We start from the raw sequence: 13712 nt of genomic DNA on the forward strand, positions 1-13712 counted from the left end.
ACAAGTAGATTAATCTGTCAAAATATGCTTAAGAAGAATTCTTTTTTAGCACAGTTACTGCTTTGGATTTTATCTTTCAGGCGTTTTTTACGATTGTATATCACAGGGGGCTTTTCTTGCAGGAAAATACTTATCGTGGAGGGGGATAAATCAAGGGCATAGTACAGGAACAGCTGGTAATCCGTATCTTTTAATTTTGGGAATTCCTGACGGAAGTCTGCCATAAGATTATTCTTATACGTATTGAGGAAAGTTTCCAATTCCATTTGGGTGTGCTGGTCGCTTTTGAATTTGGAAATGATGCCGATAACTTCCGAGTAGATGCGCTCCTTTTCCTGGGGAGTAGCTTGGCATTCATAATAGGTGCTGCACAGTTTGTCAATGGTTGCGAACTTTTGTATAACCAGTTCATCGATATAATTGTTTTTGGCAGTTAGGGCAGAATCCTGCCGCTTTAATTTATCGCTCAATTCCTGGGCGAGCAACATATTCTCTTCAATCTTTCGTTGCTTGCGATTTAAATGAATCCGGTAGAAAACAAAAAGGAAAACGGTAAGCAGGAGGCAGAAAGCAATAATACCGAACCGTTGGTACTTTTCATATTGCAGCTTATTCTTCAGGAACTCTTCTTCCTGCTTATAATAATTGGTAAGGGTACTGCTGATATTTTGGTTCAGAACATGATGGATAAGGGAATCTTGAGTTGTGGTAATAACATTCAGGGCCTGGAGCGCTTGGGACGTTTTTCCCTGAAGTAGATACATTTCGTAGTCTATAAGAGAGATAGCGGTGGCATGTTTGCCTATTTTATGCTGATAGAACACCGTACTGTCCGCATTATTTTCCGAAAAATAGATAAGGGCGAGATTCTTGTAATCCGGATCGGACAGACAGGTGGGGCAGAGGGACAGCAAGCGGAGGTAAGCAGCCTTGCCCGCCCGGTAATTTTGTTGCGCGACAGAAGAACAGCCCATCAGATGGAGGCTTTCTGCCATAAGGGTCGTATCTCCTTTCGCACAGGCAGTATCAAAAGCCTGCCGGGCAATCCGGATACATTCGTCGTATTCTTGGTTATTGTGGTGGGCACGTCCTATATCAAGCAAAGCGAAATCGGCATGCACATCCGCATGGGCCTGCAAAAAACATTGATGGGCCAGGGTGCAATAACTCACTTCTTCGCGGGCATTGTAAAGACGGTTATAAGTAGCCGCCATGCCGCGGTATATCAGTCCGAGGAAAAAATAATTCCCGATACCTTCCGCATACTTCTGCGCCTTGTGGGCGGACAGGATACTCGGCGTATAACTGCCGGCATTGAATTGTACGCGCGAAAGATAATAATAGGCAAGCATCAGGCGGTAAGGCTCCGGATGCGCATTATAATACGTCACGGCAACACCGATCAGCGAATCATTCGTCACATCGATATAATTCTTGTCAAGCGCCTGCGAATACAGCAACGCAAACAACGCCCTCCGTTCCGGGGAATTCAAATCACAGCGGGGAACATCCCTCAACACGGCAAGCGCCGAATCGGGGTGCTCATTCATCAGCCCTTCGGCCACCGCCAGCCGGGCATCCGCCTCACGGGAAGAACACCTTATAAACAAACTCAAAAGCGCCGCAATAAAAACAATACTTCTCATGACAATTAATAGCATACACACCTAATCAACAGAAACAGGCTCCTTAAAAAGTTTTTGAATAAGTAATTGCGAAAAAGGAACTCTTGCCCGATAATTCTGGGCATTCAGATAAGTATGTTCATTCCATATACCGGCATAATTAAACAAACGGTACTGTTGCTCGACATCCATATATTGACTTAACTCCTCAATAGCCTTAGGGGCATCCGGCAACAACGGAACAGACCGGAACACCTCCGGTACATACTTCCCGTAAACAATCGACGTCGAATTATGAAAAACTTCATCCAGTTCGTCATGGGGGAAAGAGGAAACATTCTCCACCTGCCACGCCTCCTTCTCTACAATTTCCTGTTGGTCCGGATAAGGGCGGGAGGCAACCTCAATCGACTTATACAAATCATTTTTAGGGTACATCCACCGCGTCTCGGTATAACAGCTTGTGATATGACAGACATCCCCCTCGTATGCAAACTGCACATTCATTCGGGTACGGTAAGGAGACTGGGCGGAATTGTTGAATTTACGGGCAAGCTGGTAATGATGATAAACAAAATCATCCAATTGCATACTCTTCAAATGAAGCGTGGACTTATCTATTTGCATCGTTCCGGAACACAAAGCCCGGATTTTTTTCAGATAATACTTCATTTTAGGAGAAAAGGCAATAGTATAAGTATTATTACTGTTATCCATGAGCCGATAGCTGTAATAATCCGGGGAACTGAAAAGAGGTCCGTAAAGAGTTAAAGCCCTCATGGCCGGGAATATCTTGGAAGAATTGCTGTCGAAATTCTTATTATAATTGGGACCGCCGACAAAATAATGGAACCGCAGCGTATCCTTCCCGTTACTCGTCAGACGGAAACTGTAAGCGGAATAAACAGGGAGAAACCGAAAACCGTACTTAAAATCCCACGACGAATGTTTATAATTGCCGGTAGTCAGATAAAGCCCGTAATCCCGGTCAAATTGTATCGCTCGTCCCTTGCTCTCCACAATCTTTTCATAGCGGGCATTCCCGTAAAAATTAGGATAGGGGAACGATTGCGTCTTCAGTTTCCGGGTCAGCCGGGAAGAAACCTTTTTAATAATCTGGGACAAAGAGCGGTCGGAAACCACAACCTCCTCCAGCTCATGCGGCACTTCTTGGGAGAAAAGCGGAAAACAGCAAAAAACAAAACAAAGCGACAACACCATTCGGAACAACATACCTACTCAAATTTAAACTTGTAAATAATCAAATTCTCCTTCTCAAAATCGGGGGCGGCACACGCATAATACCACGGAGCAATATAGCCGTAAACCTGGAACTTGGCGGGCAACTCCCCGTAATCCCCGACAAGCGTATGGCCCCGATACACCTGTAGGCAATATTCTCCCGAATCACCGCCCTTGGAATAACTTCGGAACAACAACCCCGTTTGGGGAATATACTTCAGCGACTGATAAAAACCGTACCTCCTTCTGTCCCGCTGGTAACTCTTATCCGCCTCCTCAAAACGGCCCGTTTCCCGATAATCGGTTTTCATATCCTTGCCGGGTATACCGAAAGAAAAAGCATTGTTATCTTGAAGACTCATTTTATAAATAAGCGGGTCGGCTTCAAACGAAAATAGCAGCGTATCTTGGTAAATGTCAAACAATACATGTTGAAAGTTAGGAATATACTTATAGCGCCGGTAAACAGGCGAATGTTGGCACATCATACGGCTTATCTTACCGGAAGAAAGGTCAAGCACACCCAGCGTATAGGCATTATCGTAAAAATGGGAAGCCTCCTCATAAGCATTATATTTCACATGCTCCGTAACAATCGGGACAACAACACAACTCCCCGAAACCGGACGGATACAATTGACTGAATACTGAATCTCATAAATATCATAACAATTCGGGTCGGGCGCATTGTACAACTCCTCATAACTGCGGCCAGCCTGCCAGTCGATATGGAACTGCCGAATCTTCTTCCAATGATTGTTAAACACACAGACATAGCCGTTTTCATCCAGAGTAACATATCCGTCATCACCCGCAGGGGCAATCGCAAACAATCCGTTCAACTCATGGGGGCCGTTGCCTCGCTGTAAACGATAGCCTATAAACCTCCCTTCAGGAGAAAACAGCAACAGGGAAGCCAATTGCCTATCGGCAAAATAAATCGTATCCCGGTTACAAAAAAACGTACCCGTCTGGGAAGAAAGAATATCCTCACCGGGCAGAGAAATCACAATAGAATCCAGCACAAACCCTTTCCCTTCTGCCTTTGGGGAAGAAAACAAAGGCAAATGCTCATAATCCACCTTATTCCTCGCCTCCGGCACATCCACATTCAGACGACAGGCACAACAACACAACAAACATATAAAAACGTAAAATTTCATGAATATAATATTATCCGGCAAAGATATATATTTTTTATAGGATAACTTCTCCGGTAAATAATGGTAAATCACATAAAAATCATATATTTGTGAAATAAAACAAACCTCCTGAATCATGAGCGAGAAAAAATACCCCATCGGCATCCAGAACTTTGAAAAAATCCGCACGGGCGGGTATGTATATGTGGATAAGACGGCATGGATATACAAACTGGTGAATACCGGAAGTTATTACTTCTTGAGCCGCCCGCGTCGTTTCGGGAAAAGTTTGTTAATCTCGACATTAGAAGCCTATTTGCAGGGGAAGCGGGAACTGTTCGAGGGGTTGGCCATCGAGAAATTGGAGACGAAATGGACAAAACACCCGATACTGCATCTGGATTTGAACACCGAGAAATACGACACGCCGGAGGCATTGGAGGGCGTCTTGAACGCCGCTCTGTGTGAATGGGAAAGCCTCTACGGTAGTCGGGAATCGGAACGTTCCTTGGCATTGCGCTTTCAGGGCATCATCCAGCGCGCTTGCGAGCAGACAGGGGAGCGGGTAGTCATATTGGTAGACGAATACGACAAACCGATGCTACAGGCCATTGGCCGTCCCGACTTACAGGAAGCGTACCGCAACACGTTAAAAGCCTTTTACGGCGCCTTGAAATCCCGGGACGGTTACATCAAATTTGCCATGCTGACCGGTGTAACAAAATTCGGCAAAGTAAGTGTATTCAGTGACCTCAACAATCTGAAAGATATTTCTATGCGTAATGATTACGCAGGTATTTGCGGAGTAAGTGAGGAAGAGTTGTTGGGGTATTTTGGTGATAGCATACAGGAATTGGCGGAAGCCAATAAAATGTCTTATGATAATACCCTGGCTAAATTGCGTGAGAATTACAACGGGTATCATTTTTGTGAGGACAGCATCGGGGTATATAATCCGTTTAGTCTGCTTAATACATTTGATGCGAAAGCGTTCCGCAGCTATTGGTTTGAGACGGGCACACCGACGTATCTGGTGGAGTTGTTGAAACAGCACCATTACAATTTGGACCGTTTGTCACAGGAACAGACCACCGCTGATATACTGAACAGCATAGACTCAACCTCCACCAATCCTGTACCGGTAATCTACCAGAGCGGTTACCTCACCATAAAAGAATATGACGAACGCTTTGGCATATATACGCTTGGATTCCCGAACCGGGAAGTAGAGGAGGGGTTTGTAAACTTCCTTTTGCCCTTCTATACAAACCTCACGGCGCCGGAGACGGGTTTTGCAATCCAGAAATTTGTCCGAGACGTAGAGGCAGGCAATGTTGATGGTTTCTTGTCTCGCCTGCAAAGCCTTTTGGCGGATACTTCTTACGAACAGATAAAGCGAGACCAGGAAGTACACTATCAAAACGTAATATTTATCGTCACCAAACTAATGGGTTTTTACGTCAAGGCTGAATACCACACGAGCAACGGCCGTATCGATTTAGTCTTGCAGACGGACAAATACGTCTACGTCATGGAATTCAAATTGGACGGCACGGCGGAAGAAGCCTTACAGCAGATACGCGACAAACACTATGCCCGTCCCTTTGAAACGGACCCCCGCGAAGTATTTAAAATCGGCATCAACTTCTCCTCCGATACCCGCAACATCGACCGTTGGATAGTGGAGTAACAAACAATCACTCCGCCGGAGTGCGGAAATAGTGGGTAGTGGAAAACTGCGTTTCGTCCGGATTACCGAAAAAACAATAAAGATGCGCTTCCTCTCCCAGATGCCGGCGCAGGCGGAACTCGCAACGTCCGTCGGAACGCTTGGCAGTAACATCCTTGACAATATTCACCTGAAAAGGGGTAGACGTGTGAATCTCCACAATCCACAAACGGTCATCGGGAGAAACATAGGGACGTTCCGCAACAAAATCCCACGTCAGCAACAGGCTCTCCTCGTCAGTGCCGCTGGAAAGCTTCATATTCAGAGGCAGGGCGAGATTACCGTGGCTGAACGACATTGCCTCGTAATAAGGTACGGAACTGTCGGCGGAAAAAGCGTTGAAATTAACCTTGATAAACAGATTGCGGCAATTATATCTCTCTTTGCTTGCCGCTGCACGCCATACCTGGACAAGAGGTTCGGGAAGAAACTTGAAATACAGTGATGCCTGCGAAAACATATTTACTGCCGGACGCTCTTCCGGCGGAGTCTTGAAATGATACTCTCGGGGATAACTGCGAACATACGTCACACCATTGTACGAATAGTAAATGAGCTTTCCGATGCGTCCGACAATCTCCATCTTGTCTGGGTCATATCTGGCCATAAAACACAATATTTAAATATTCGTATACAAGATATACATAATTTGTGATATTTCAAAATTATTTATTACTTTTTTTATAAAAAACAGGTAGCTCCGTAGGAAATGCTTAGGAGGTGCTTAGGATTTGGTTAGGGTTTAATATACGGAATGTATAAGGCGGGTTATTCATTTTATAATCTTTCAATACTGTTATACAGTGAATTATATATGTGTTTGCATAAATATGATTACATAATGTAAAAATATTTGTAAAATATTTTGGAAAAATTGTTGGAATATGAAAAATATGTTTTATATTAGCAGCGTGAAAACGAGCAAAATCTGTGAGGTGAAAAAGTAAATGTGAAACATTAAATTTTTACACTAATGGGAATTAACAGTGGAAGTCAGACAATAGGTCTGCAAAAATCGGTGGGAAGCCTGACATATTATACGTGGAAAGGCTTGACCATTAGCAGGGTGAAGGTGATGAGCAATCCGAGCCGCACCGACCTGCAAGTGAAAAACCGCAGCATTCAAGGCGTGGTGGGGCATCTGTGCCGCCGTTTGATTGAGGCAATCCGGATAGGGTACACTATTCGGGAGAAGTATTGTTCGCCGGCGAATCTTTTTGTAAAGGCAAACCGCTCGGTAGCCACGGCGACCAAGGATGAGGAAACGGGAGAATTTCTTGTTTCGGTAGATTTTGCCCGGTTGAAACTGGCGGACGGGGATCTCTTCCCGCCGGCGCTGACGGCAGTTGTTGACAAGGAAGGCAGAAAGGTGGTATTTACCCTGGCTGCCGCCGAAGAAGGCGGACGTGTGCTGCCGGATGATGTAGTCTATGCGGTCATCTATGAGAAAAAGCGAGAGCTTTGCCGGATGCCGCTTTTAGGTAAACGTGTGGAGACGGGGGAGAAAGAGGTGAAACTTTCGGAGCAGTGCGATATGGATGATTTGGAAATCTATGCTTTTGCTGTGAACGAAAAGAAGCGATTGTCTTCGCCGTCTGTTTATCTGAGTGTCTGATGAAATGACTTTTCCGCTCCGTTTTCGCTGATGAAGCCTCATAGATGAAAAGTCATGTAAAAAGAAGTCCCGCCTAAAGCGGGACTTCTCATACATGCGTCAGTCAAAATAAGTTGTTCAACAAGGATTCGAACCTTGACTAACAGGACCAGAATCTGTTGTGCTGCCATTACACCATTGAACAATCCTTATATTTGCACTACAAAAATACTATATATTTTTATTTTTACAAAAAATAAAAATATTTTTTTCTTCTGTTATTTTGTCGCGTTTTCCAACCGTTTCATCATCATAAAGATGAAGAGGGCGGAAATCAGGCACAGAACGATTAAGATTGACCACAAAGCCCACAGTTCCATGTGTCCCCAAAGCATACCGATGATAGACACGAGGTAGTTACCTACAGCTGTGGCACCGAACCATAAACCCATCATCAGTCCCTTGTATTTGGGAGGTGCGACTTTGGATACGAAAGAGATTCCCATCGGGGACAGGAACAGTTCCGCAAAGGTCAGCACAAGATAGGTGTTAATGAGGACAGACGGAGATACCAGCAGGTTGTCTGCCACAACGGTTGCACCGGTAGGATTCGGCGTGGGAAGTCCCAGGGAACAGAAAGCCATTACGGCAAATCCTAAGGCGGCGATAAGCATACCGATACCGATTTTACGGGGTGCGGAAGGCTCTTTTCCTCGTTTTGCCAAAGCACCGAATACCGCCAGCGATACAGGGGTAAGGGCTACCACGAAGAATGGGTTGAATTGCTGGAACATCTGGGGCAGTACTTCGATGAATGAACCGGCCTCCAGGGAGATGTATTTGTAAATCAGAACGCCGGCGGACAAAAGGGCTACGGCTCCCGATATTAATTTGGATTTAAGTACTTTGGATTGGAATAAAGAGAACAGACTGTATACCAATGTAATGACAAATACCAAATTGAATACGTTGAAACTCATTCCCAAAGCACCGTCGGCAACTCGCGCGGTGTAGTCGCGGGCGAAGAAGGTAAGGGTTAGCCCGTTTTGGTGGAAGGCCATCCAGAAGAAGATAACGACAGCGAAAACCAGAACGAGGGCGGTAATACGTGATTTGGTCTGTTCCGGCGTCAGTTCCACGACATTGTCCTGTTTGCCGCTGGCAGCCGCTTGTTTGGTGTTTACATCCGCATGCTTGAAGGTTTTCTTGAATACCTGGTAAATCAGCATGGAGAGGATAAGGGATGCGCAGGCTACGGCAAATCCGTAGTGGTAAGAGAGTGACAGTTCGTCGATATAGTTGTGGGCAAATGCGTTCAGATTGCCGTCGAAAGCTGCGGTTTGCGACTGTGCGAACTGGGTGAGGGATGCGAGGGCATCGCTTGCCATTTGTCCGCCTTTTTCGAGGTATTCGTGGCAAAGGGCGGGGATGTCACCCTGGTATTTGAGACCGGCTTTGCTCATGAAATGTTCGGTAATTCTGGATGCTGCCGTTGGGGCAAAGAGTGCGCCGACATTGATGGCCATGTAAAAAAGGCTGAAGGCGGTATCCCGTTTGTCGGAATATTTGGGGTCGTCATAGAGGTTGCCGACCATTACCTGTAGGTTGCCTTTGAATAGTCCCGTCCCCAATGCGATGAGGAAGAGTGCGCCGAACATGGCAGCCACGCCGATGGCGTCATTGCCGGTGGGAACGGCCAGGCAGGTGTAACCGATGAACATGACGATGATACCCGATGTTACCATTTTGCCGTAGCCGAATTTGTCGGCGAGGATACCTCCCAATACGGGCAAGAAGTAAACGAACGCCAGGAAGCCGGCGAAGATGTTGGAGGTTGCTACCGAACTGAATCCGAATTTCGCTTGCAGGAATAAGGTGAAGATGGCAAGCATCGTGTAGTAGCCGAAGCGTTCTCCGGTGTTAGCGAGTGCTAAGGCATATAAGCCTTTGGGTTGATTTTGAAACATGAATTTAATTATTTAAAGTTAATATTCATTTTATGTTGGGAACAAATGTAAGAATTTTTCCGCATTTTCCGTTTTGAAAGCCGCTGTGTCAGTTATTTATTTTTGGAAGAATTTTTTGGGAGATGAAATAATTTAAGCAATTTTGCGGGGAAAATGTAGAAGTATTTATGAAGAAATTTGTTTTTATATGTTTGGGGATGGTTCTGGCTGTTTCGGCCGGGGTGGCTCAAAAGAAAAAGGAGATTACAGTACCGGTGAGCGTGAGCTATTGTTTGCCTAAGGTGATGTATCAGGTGAAGGTGAAGGCGGAGGTTGTTCGCTATATTCCGGGGCCTTATGCGGAGCATGCCGCGAAGGAGCTGGGGATGAAGCCGGAATCTTTGTCGCTGAAAGAACGGTGGCGGGTGGCGTCGGTAGAGGTGGAGCCTTTTTATGTGCCGGATGAGAGTGCTGTATACATGATGACGGCAAGCGGAGAGTATAGTGCCGTGATGCTGAATTTGAGCCCGGAGGGATTTCTGGCGGGCGTGGCGGCCGGGATGCCGAATACGGATGTCGCCGGTGAAAGAATGGAGCGCCGTTTTCCGGCTACGGATTCCCGGCGGATGATTGATATGACGAAATTACGCACTTACAATCCGTTGAAAGAGGTGTTGGATACGAATTATACGGAGCAGGAGATTGACGGCGTGATGAAGCGGATATGGGACCCGATTGTGCGGTATGAGACGAAGACGAAGAAGGATTTGATGGAGGAGGCGGTGAAGGAGATTTTCCGGATTCGTTCGGAACGGGTGAAGTTGTTGTCGGCGGACAATGAAGTGGCGGACGGGAAGTCGCTGGAGGTGATTTTGAAGGAGTTTGACAGGATGGAGAAGGATTATTTGAGTCTTTTTATGGGTACTGAGGTGAAGCGGAGTGTGGAACGGGTTTTTACCTGTACGTTGGATAAACCGAATGAACAGGTGGTGGCTTTCCGTTTCAGTGAGTCGGAGGGCTTTGTTGACAAAAAAGACGTATCGGTATCGTCTTATGTGCTGGTAGCGGAACAGGTCGTGGTGCCTCCGGACAAGAAGGCGGTTCCGGTGGAAGGTGCCCAGTCGGTTATCTATTACCGGGTGCCTGCGGTGGCGAATGTGAAGTTGATACGGATGGGCGAGGAGTTGCAGCAGTTTAGAAGTGTGATACCGCAGTTGGGGGTGATAAGAAAGTTTCCGACGGAGGTGATTGCGGTGGAGGGGTTGCAGTTGGAGTTTTATCCGGAATACGGTTCTATCAAGAGTATCGGCAGGGGGGTACGTTGAGTGTCCCGTTTTATTTAATGGTTTCGAGTTATGGCGGAAGGCAGTGAAAGCAGTTGGTTCGGACGTTTTCTGATTTGGCGGGTGAAGTATGTGAAGGAGAGTAATTTTATTCTCGTGTTGAGTTTGTTGGTGGGAATTGTGTCGGGATTGGCGGCTATCCTGTTGAAAAATATGGTGCACAGCACGCATGTGTTTTTTACCGAACGCCTTCAGGTTGATAGCGGTAGTTTGCTTTTCTTTGTTTATCCTTTTATCGGGATATGCCTGACTTCTTTGTTTGTCCGTTATTTTGTGCGGGAGGATATCAGCCACGGGGTGACGAAGGTGTTGTATGCGATTTCGCGGCGCAATAGTATGATTAAGCCTCATAACAGTTATTCTTCGCTGGTGGCGAGTACGATAACTATCGGTTTCGGCGGTTCAGTGGGTACGGAGGCTACGATTGTTCTGACGGGGGCGTCTATCGGGTCGAACCTGGCACGCTTTTTCCGGATGAATTACAAGGTGATGACGTTGATGATCGGTTGCGGGGCAGCGGCGGCGATTGCCGGTATTTTTAAGGCGCCGATTGCGGGGATTGTTTTTACGCTGGAGGTGTTGATGCTGGATTTGACGATGGCGTCTTTGATTCCGTTGATGATTTCGGCGATTTCGTCTTATGTGATTGTTTATTTTATGATGGGGGACGGTATTGTGCTGGATTTTGCAGTGCATGACCGGTTTGCTTTGGCGAATGTGCCCTATTATATTATTCTTGGTATTTGCTGCGGTTTTCTGTCGGTTTATTTTATCCGGATGAATATCCGGGTGGAGCAGTTTGTGGCGAAGATAAAGAATCCGTTTAAGAAGGTTTTGACGGGCGGCGCTTTGCTGGGGCTGCTGATTTATGTGTTTCCTCCGCTTTACGGGGAGGGATATTCGGCTTTGCAGGATTTGCTGACGGATAATGCGGATAATATTTTGAAAAATACGTACTTTTTTGACTGGAAGAGCAGTACGTTTATGATTCTTTTGTATGTGGTGGGGTTGGTGTTTGTGAAGGTGATTGCGACGGCTTTGACGAACGGAAGCGGGGGCGTGGGCGGAGTTTTCGCTCCGAGTTTGTTTACGGGGGGCGTGGGCGGTTATCTGGTGGCTACGTTGCTTAATCTTTCGGGGGTGGCTACGGTGCCTGTGAATTATTTTGTGCTGGCGGGCATGGCGGGGGTGATGTCCGGGGTGATGAATTCGCCTTTGACGGCGATGTTCCTGATTGCGGAGATTACGGGCGGTTATACTTTGCTGGTGCCTTTGATGATTACTTCGGTGATGGCTCACTTGACAGGACGCGGTATGGAGTCGCATTCTATTTATGCGCGCCGTCTGGCGATGAAGGGGGATTTGATTACGCACAATAAGGATAAAGCGGTTTTGACGTTGATGAAGCTGGACAAGGTGATTGAGACGGATTTGAAGACTGTGTCGGCAGATGCTTCGCTGGGTGATTTGGTGAAGATTGTTTCCCGTTCGTGCCGTAATATTTTCCCGGTGGTGGATGAGAATGAGGAGTTGCTGGGGATTGTGCTGTTGGATGATATACGCAAAATCATGTTTAATCAGGATTTGTATGAGACTACGTATGTGCGGGATTATATGACGACGCCTCCGACGGTGGTGAATATGGAGGACCCGATGGATGGCGTTATGCGGAAGTTTGAGGATACGGGGGCGTGGAATCTGCCGGTTATCGGGGAAGGGAAGTATGTGGGGTTTGTTTCCAAGGCGAAGATATTTAATACGTACCGGCGGGTGTTGCAGCATTTTTCCGATGAGTAGGGGGTTAATTTTTTTTATGTGTATTTTTTATGGGGATAGGTATTGTTTATTCTTATAAAAAACATATTTTTGCGGCAAACAATGAATGGCAACGTTTTAAAGTGAAGAAATTATGTATTGGACTCTTGAACTTGCATCTAAATTGGAAGATGCGCCGTGGCCGGCATCAAAGGATGAACTGATAGATTATGCTATCCGTTCGGGTGCTCCGTTGGAAGTAATCGAAAATCTTCAGGATATTGAGGATGATGAGGAAATTTTTGAAAGTATAGAGGATATATGGCCGGATTATCCGAGTAAGGATGATTTTTTCTTCAACGAAGACGAATACTAAAATAGTATCTATAATTAACTATTTAATAGTTAGCGCTGTATGACAAAATCCACTTCAGAAATGAGGTGGATTTTTCGTGTTTTATGACCTCAGAAGTGTCAAAATAATCACATATTTTACAATATGTGCTATCCCTTTACGACCTCCAGCTCTCCCAAAATTCTTCTTGAAGGAGATGGGAGGGGCAAGTTTGAGTTCTGTAGCTCTTTTCTGAATCGTAATTCAAGACAACATCTCTATTCCAGAAAAAGAGATTTGTATATTTAGAACTAATTCGTTATTTTTGTATCATGGAACAGGAAAACATAAGGATAATATTTCGATCAGAAGAATTCAACGAATTCTTTGAGTCTTTACCTCAAAAAGTGAGGGATAAGTTTGAATATGTGTTTCTTGTGGTACAGAGAGTTTATAATATTTCCACAAAATTTATAAAACACTTGGATAATACCGAGTTATATGAAATGAGGGTTTCTGTCGGAACCAATGAGTATAGAAGTGTTCTTTTGGCCATAGACCATACAAATGTAATTGAGGCAAAAAGGATTATCCTTTTGAATGGATTTCTTAAGAAATCTTCTAAAGATTATAAAAAGCAAATAGAAGTCGCACATAAAATATTGGAGAAATTAAAATCATGATGCAGTTAGACGAAAAGAAGTTAGCTAAACTTTCCACAACAAACCAGATGTTGGATGAAAAGTATGGGATAGAGGGTACTGAATTCCGAGCAAAATTTGATGCCAAAGCTCTTGCGTGGTATTATGGTACTCTCTTAAAGGAAAGACGTCGTGAATTAAAACTCACCCAACGTGAAGTAGCAGAAAAAGTCGGAAGAGAACAAACGTATATAGCACGTGTTGAAAAGGGGAAAGTAGACCTTCAATTATCCAGTTTCTTTAGGATTGCAGCCGTTTTAGGTATACAATTAGTGCCTTCGTTTGTATCTATTTGAAATAA

Annotated in this window: 12 protein-coding genes and 1 tRNA gene; 7 read left to right on the forward strand and 6 right to left on the reverse strand. The window is 45.3% G+C overall.

Going from position 1 to position 13712, the window contains the following annotated elements; all coding sequences use genetic code 11:
* Positions 1-17: 17 nt before the first annotated feature.
* From NFR61_RS00120 to NFR61_RS00130, 3 genes are read right to left on the reverse strand one after another with little or no spacing between them, the layout of a single operon-like run.
* Positions 18-1646 carry a hypothetical protein gene (locus NFR61_RS00120; protein ID WP_251619712.1) on the reverse strand — a complete coding sequence of 543 codons (1629 nt, stop codon included), beginning with the start codon at positions 1644-1646 and terminating at the stop codon, positions 18-20.
* A gap of 21 nt (positions 1647-1667) precedes the next feature.
* Entirely contained in the window at positions 1668-2858 is a 1191-nt protein-coding gene (locus NFR61_RS00125) for a hypothetical protein (protein WP_251619714.1), read from the reverse strand.
* Positions 2859-2860: 2 nt separating this feature from the next.
* Entirely contained in the window at positions 2861-4030 is a 1170-nt protein-coding gene (locus NFR61_RS00130) for a hypothetical protein (protein ID WP_251619715.1), read from the reverse strand.
* Positions 4031-4145: 115 nt separating this feature from the next.
* Here NFR61_RS00130 and NFR61_RS00135 point away from each other — a divergent pair, with 115 nt between their 5' ends.
* Entirely contained in the window at positions 4146-5699 is a 1554-nt protein-coding gene (locus NFR61_RS00135) for an ATP-binding protein (protein WP_251619716.1), read from the forward strand.
* 7 nt (positions 5700-5706) lie between these two features.
* On the opposite strand, the gene NFR61_RS00140 is transcribed toward NFR61_RS00135, so the two are convergent.
* A complete protein-coding gene (locus NFR61_RS00140; RefSeq protein WP_251619717.1) occupies positions 5707-6345 on the reverse strand; it encodes a hypothetical protein in 639 nt (212 codons plus the stop codon).
* Positions 6346-6711: 366 nt separating this feature from the next.
* On the opposite strand from NFR61_RS00140, the gene NFR61_RS00145 reads away from it, so the two are divergent.
* A complete protein-coding gene (locus NFR61_RS00145; RefSeq protein WP_251619718.1) occupies positions 6712-7353 on the forward strand; it encodes a DUF6266 family protein in 642 nt (213 codons plus the stop codon).
* 113 nt (positions 7354-7466) lie between these two features.
* On the opposite strand, the gene NFR61_RS00150 is transcribed toward NFR61_RS00145, so the two are convergent.
* Together NFR61_RS00150 and NFR61_RS00155 are read right to left on the reverse strand one after the other, a co-directional pair.
* A tRNA-Gln gene (locus tag NFR61_RS00150) sits at positions 7467-7537 on the reverse strand.
* 73 nt (positions 7538-7610) lie between these two features.
* Positions 7611-9299, reverse strand: a complete 1689-nt coding sequence (locus NFR61_RS00155) for a peptide MFS transporter (RefSeq protein ID WP_251619719.1) — start codon at positions 9297-9299, stop codon at positions 7611-7613.
* 167 nt (positions 9300-9466) lie between these two features.
* Here NFR61_RS00155 and NFR61_RS00160 point away from each other — a divergent pair, with 167 nt between their 5' ends.
* The 5 genes from NFR61_RS00160 to NFR61_RS00180 all read left to right on the forward strand — a co-directional run bounded on the left by NFR61_RS00160 (position 9467) and on the right by NFR61_RS00180 (position 13707).
* Positions 9467-10603 carry a DUF4831 family protein gene (locus tag NFR61_RS00160; RefSeq protein WP_251619720.1) on the forward strand — a complete coding sequence of 379 codons (1137 nt, stop codon included), beginning with the start codon at positions 9467-9469 and terminating at the stop codon, positions 10601-10603.
* A 30-nt stretch (positions 10604-10633) separates the two neighbouring features.
* Positions 10634-12418, forward strand: a complete 1785-nt coding sequence (locus tag NFR61_RS00165) for a chloride channel protein (protein ID WP_251619721.1) — start codon at positions 10634-10636, stop codon at positions 12416-12418.
* 112 nt (positions 12419-12530) lie between these two features.
* Positions 12531-12752, forward strand: a complete 222-nt coding sequence (locus NFR61_RS00170; RefSeq protein ID WP_161877413.1) for a DUF2795 domain-containing protein — start codon at positions 12531-12533, stop codon at positions 12750-12752.
* Between the two features lie 290 nt (positions 12753-13042).
* Complete coding sequence (locus tag NFR61_RS00175; RefSeq protein WP_251619722.1) at positions 13043-13393, forward strand: type II toxin-antitoxin system RelE/ParE family toxin; 351 nt, start codon at positions 13043-13045, stop codon at positions 13391-13393.
* Positions 13390-13707: a helix-turn-helix domain-containing protein gene (locus NFR61_RS00180; RefSeq protein ID WP_251619723.1), complete on the forward strand. Its 318-nt coding sequence runs from the start codon at positions 13390-13392 to the stop codon at positions 13705-13707. Before NFR61_RS00175 ends, NFR61_RS00180 begins: the two co-directional genes overlap by 4 nt.
* The last annotated feature ends 5 nt before the right edge of the window (positions 13708-13712 follow it).

Source organism: Odoribacter lunatus (genome assembly GCF_943193135.1).
Taxonomy (GTDB): Bacteria; Bacteroidota; Bacteroidia; order Bacteroidales; family Marinifilaceae; genus Culturomica; species Culturomica lunata.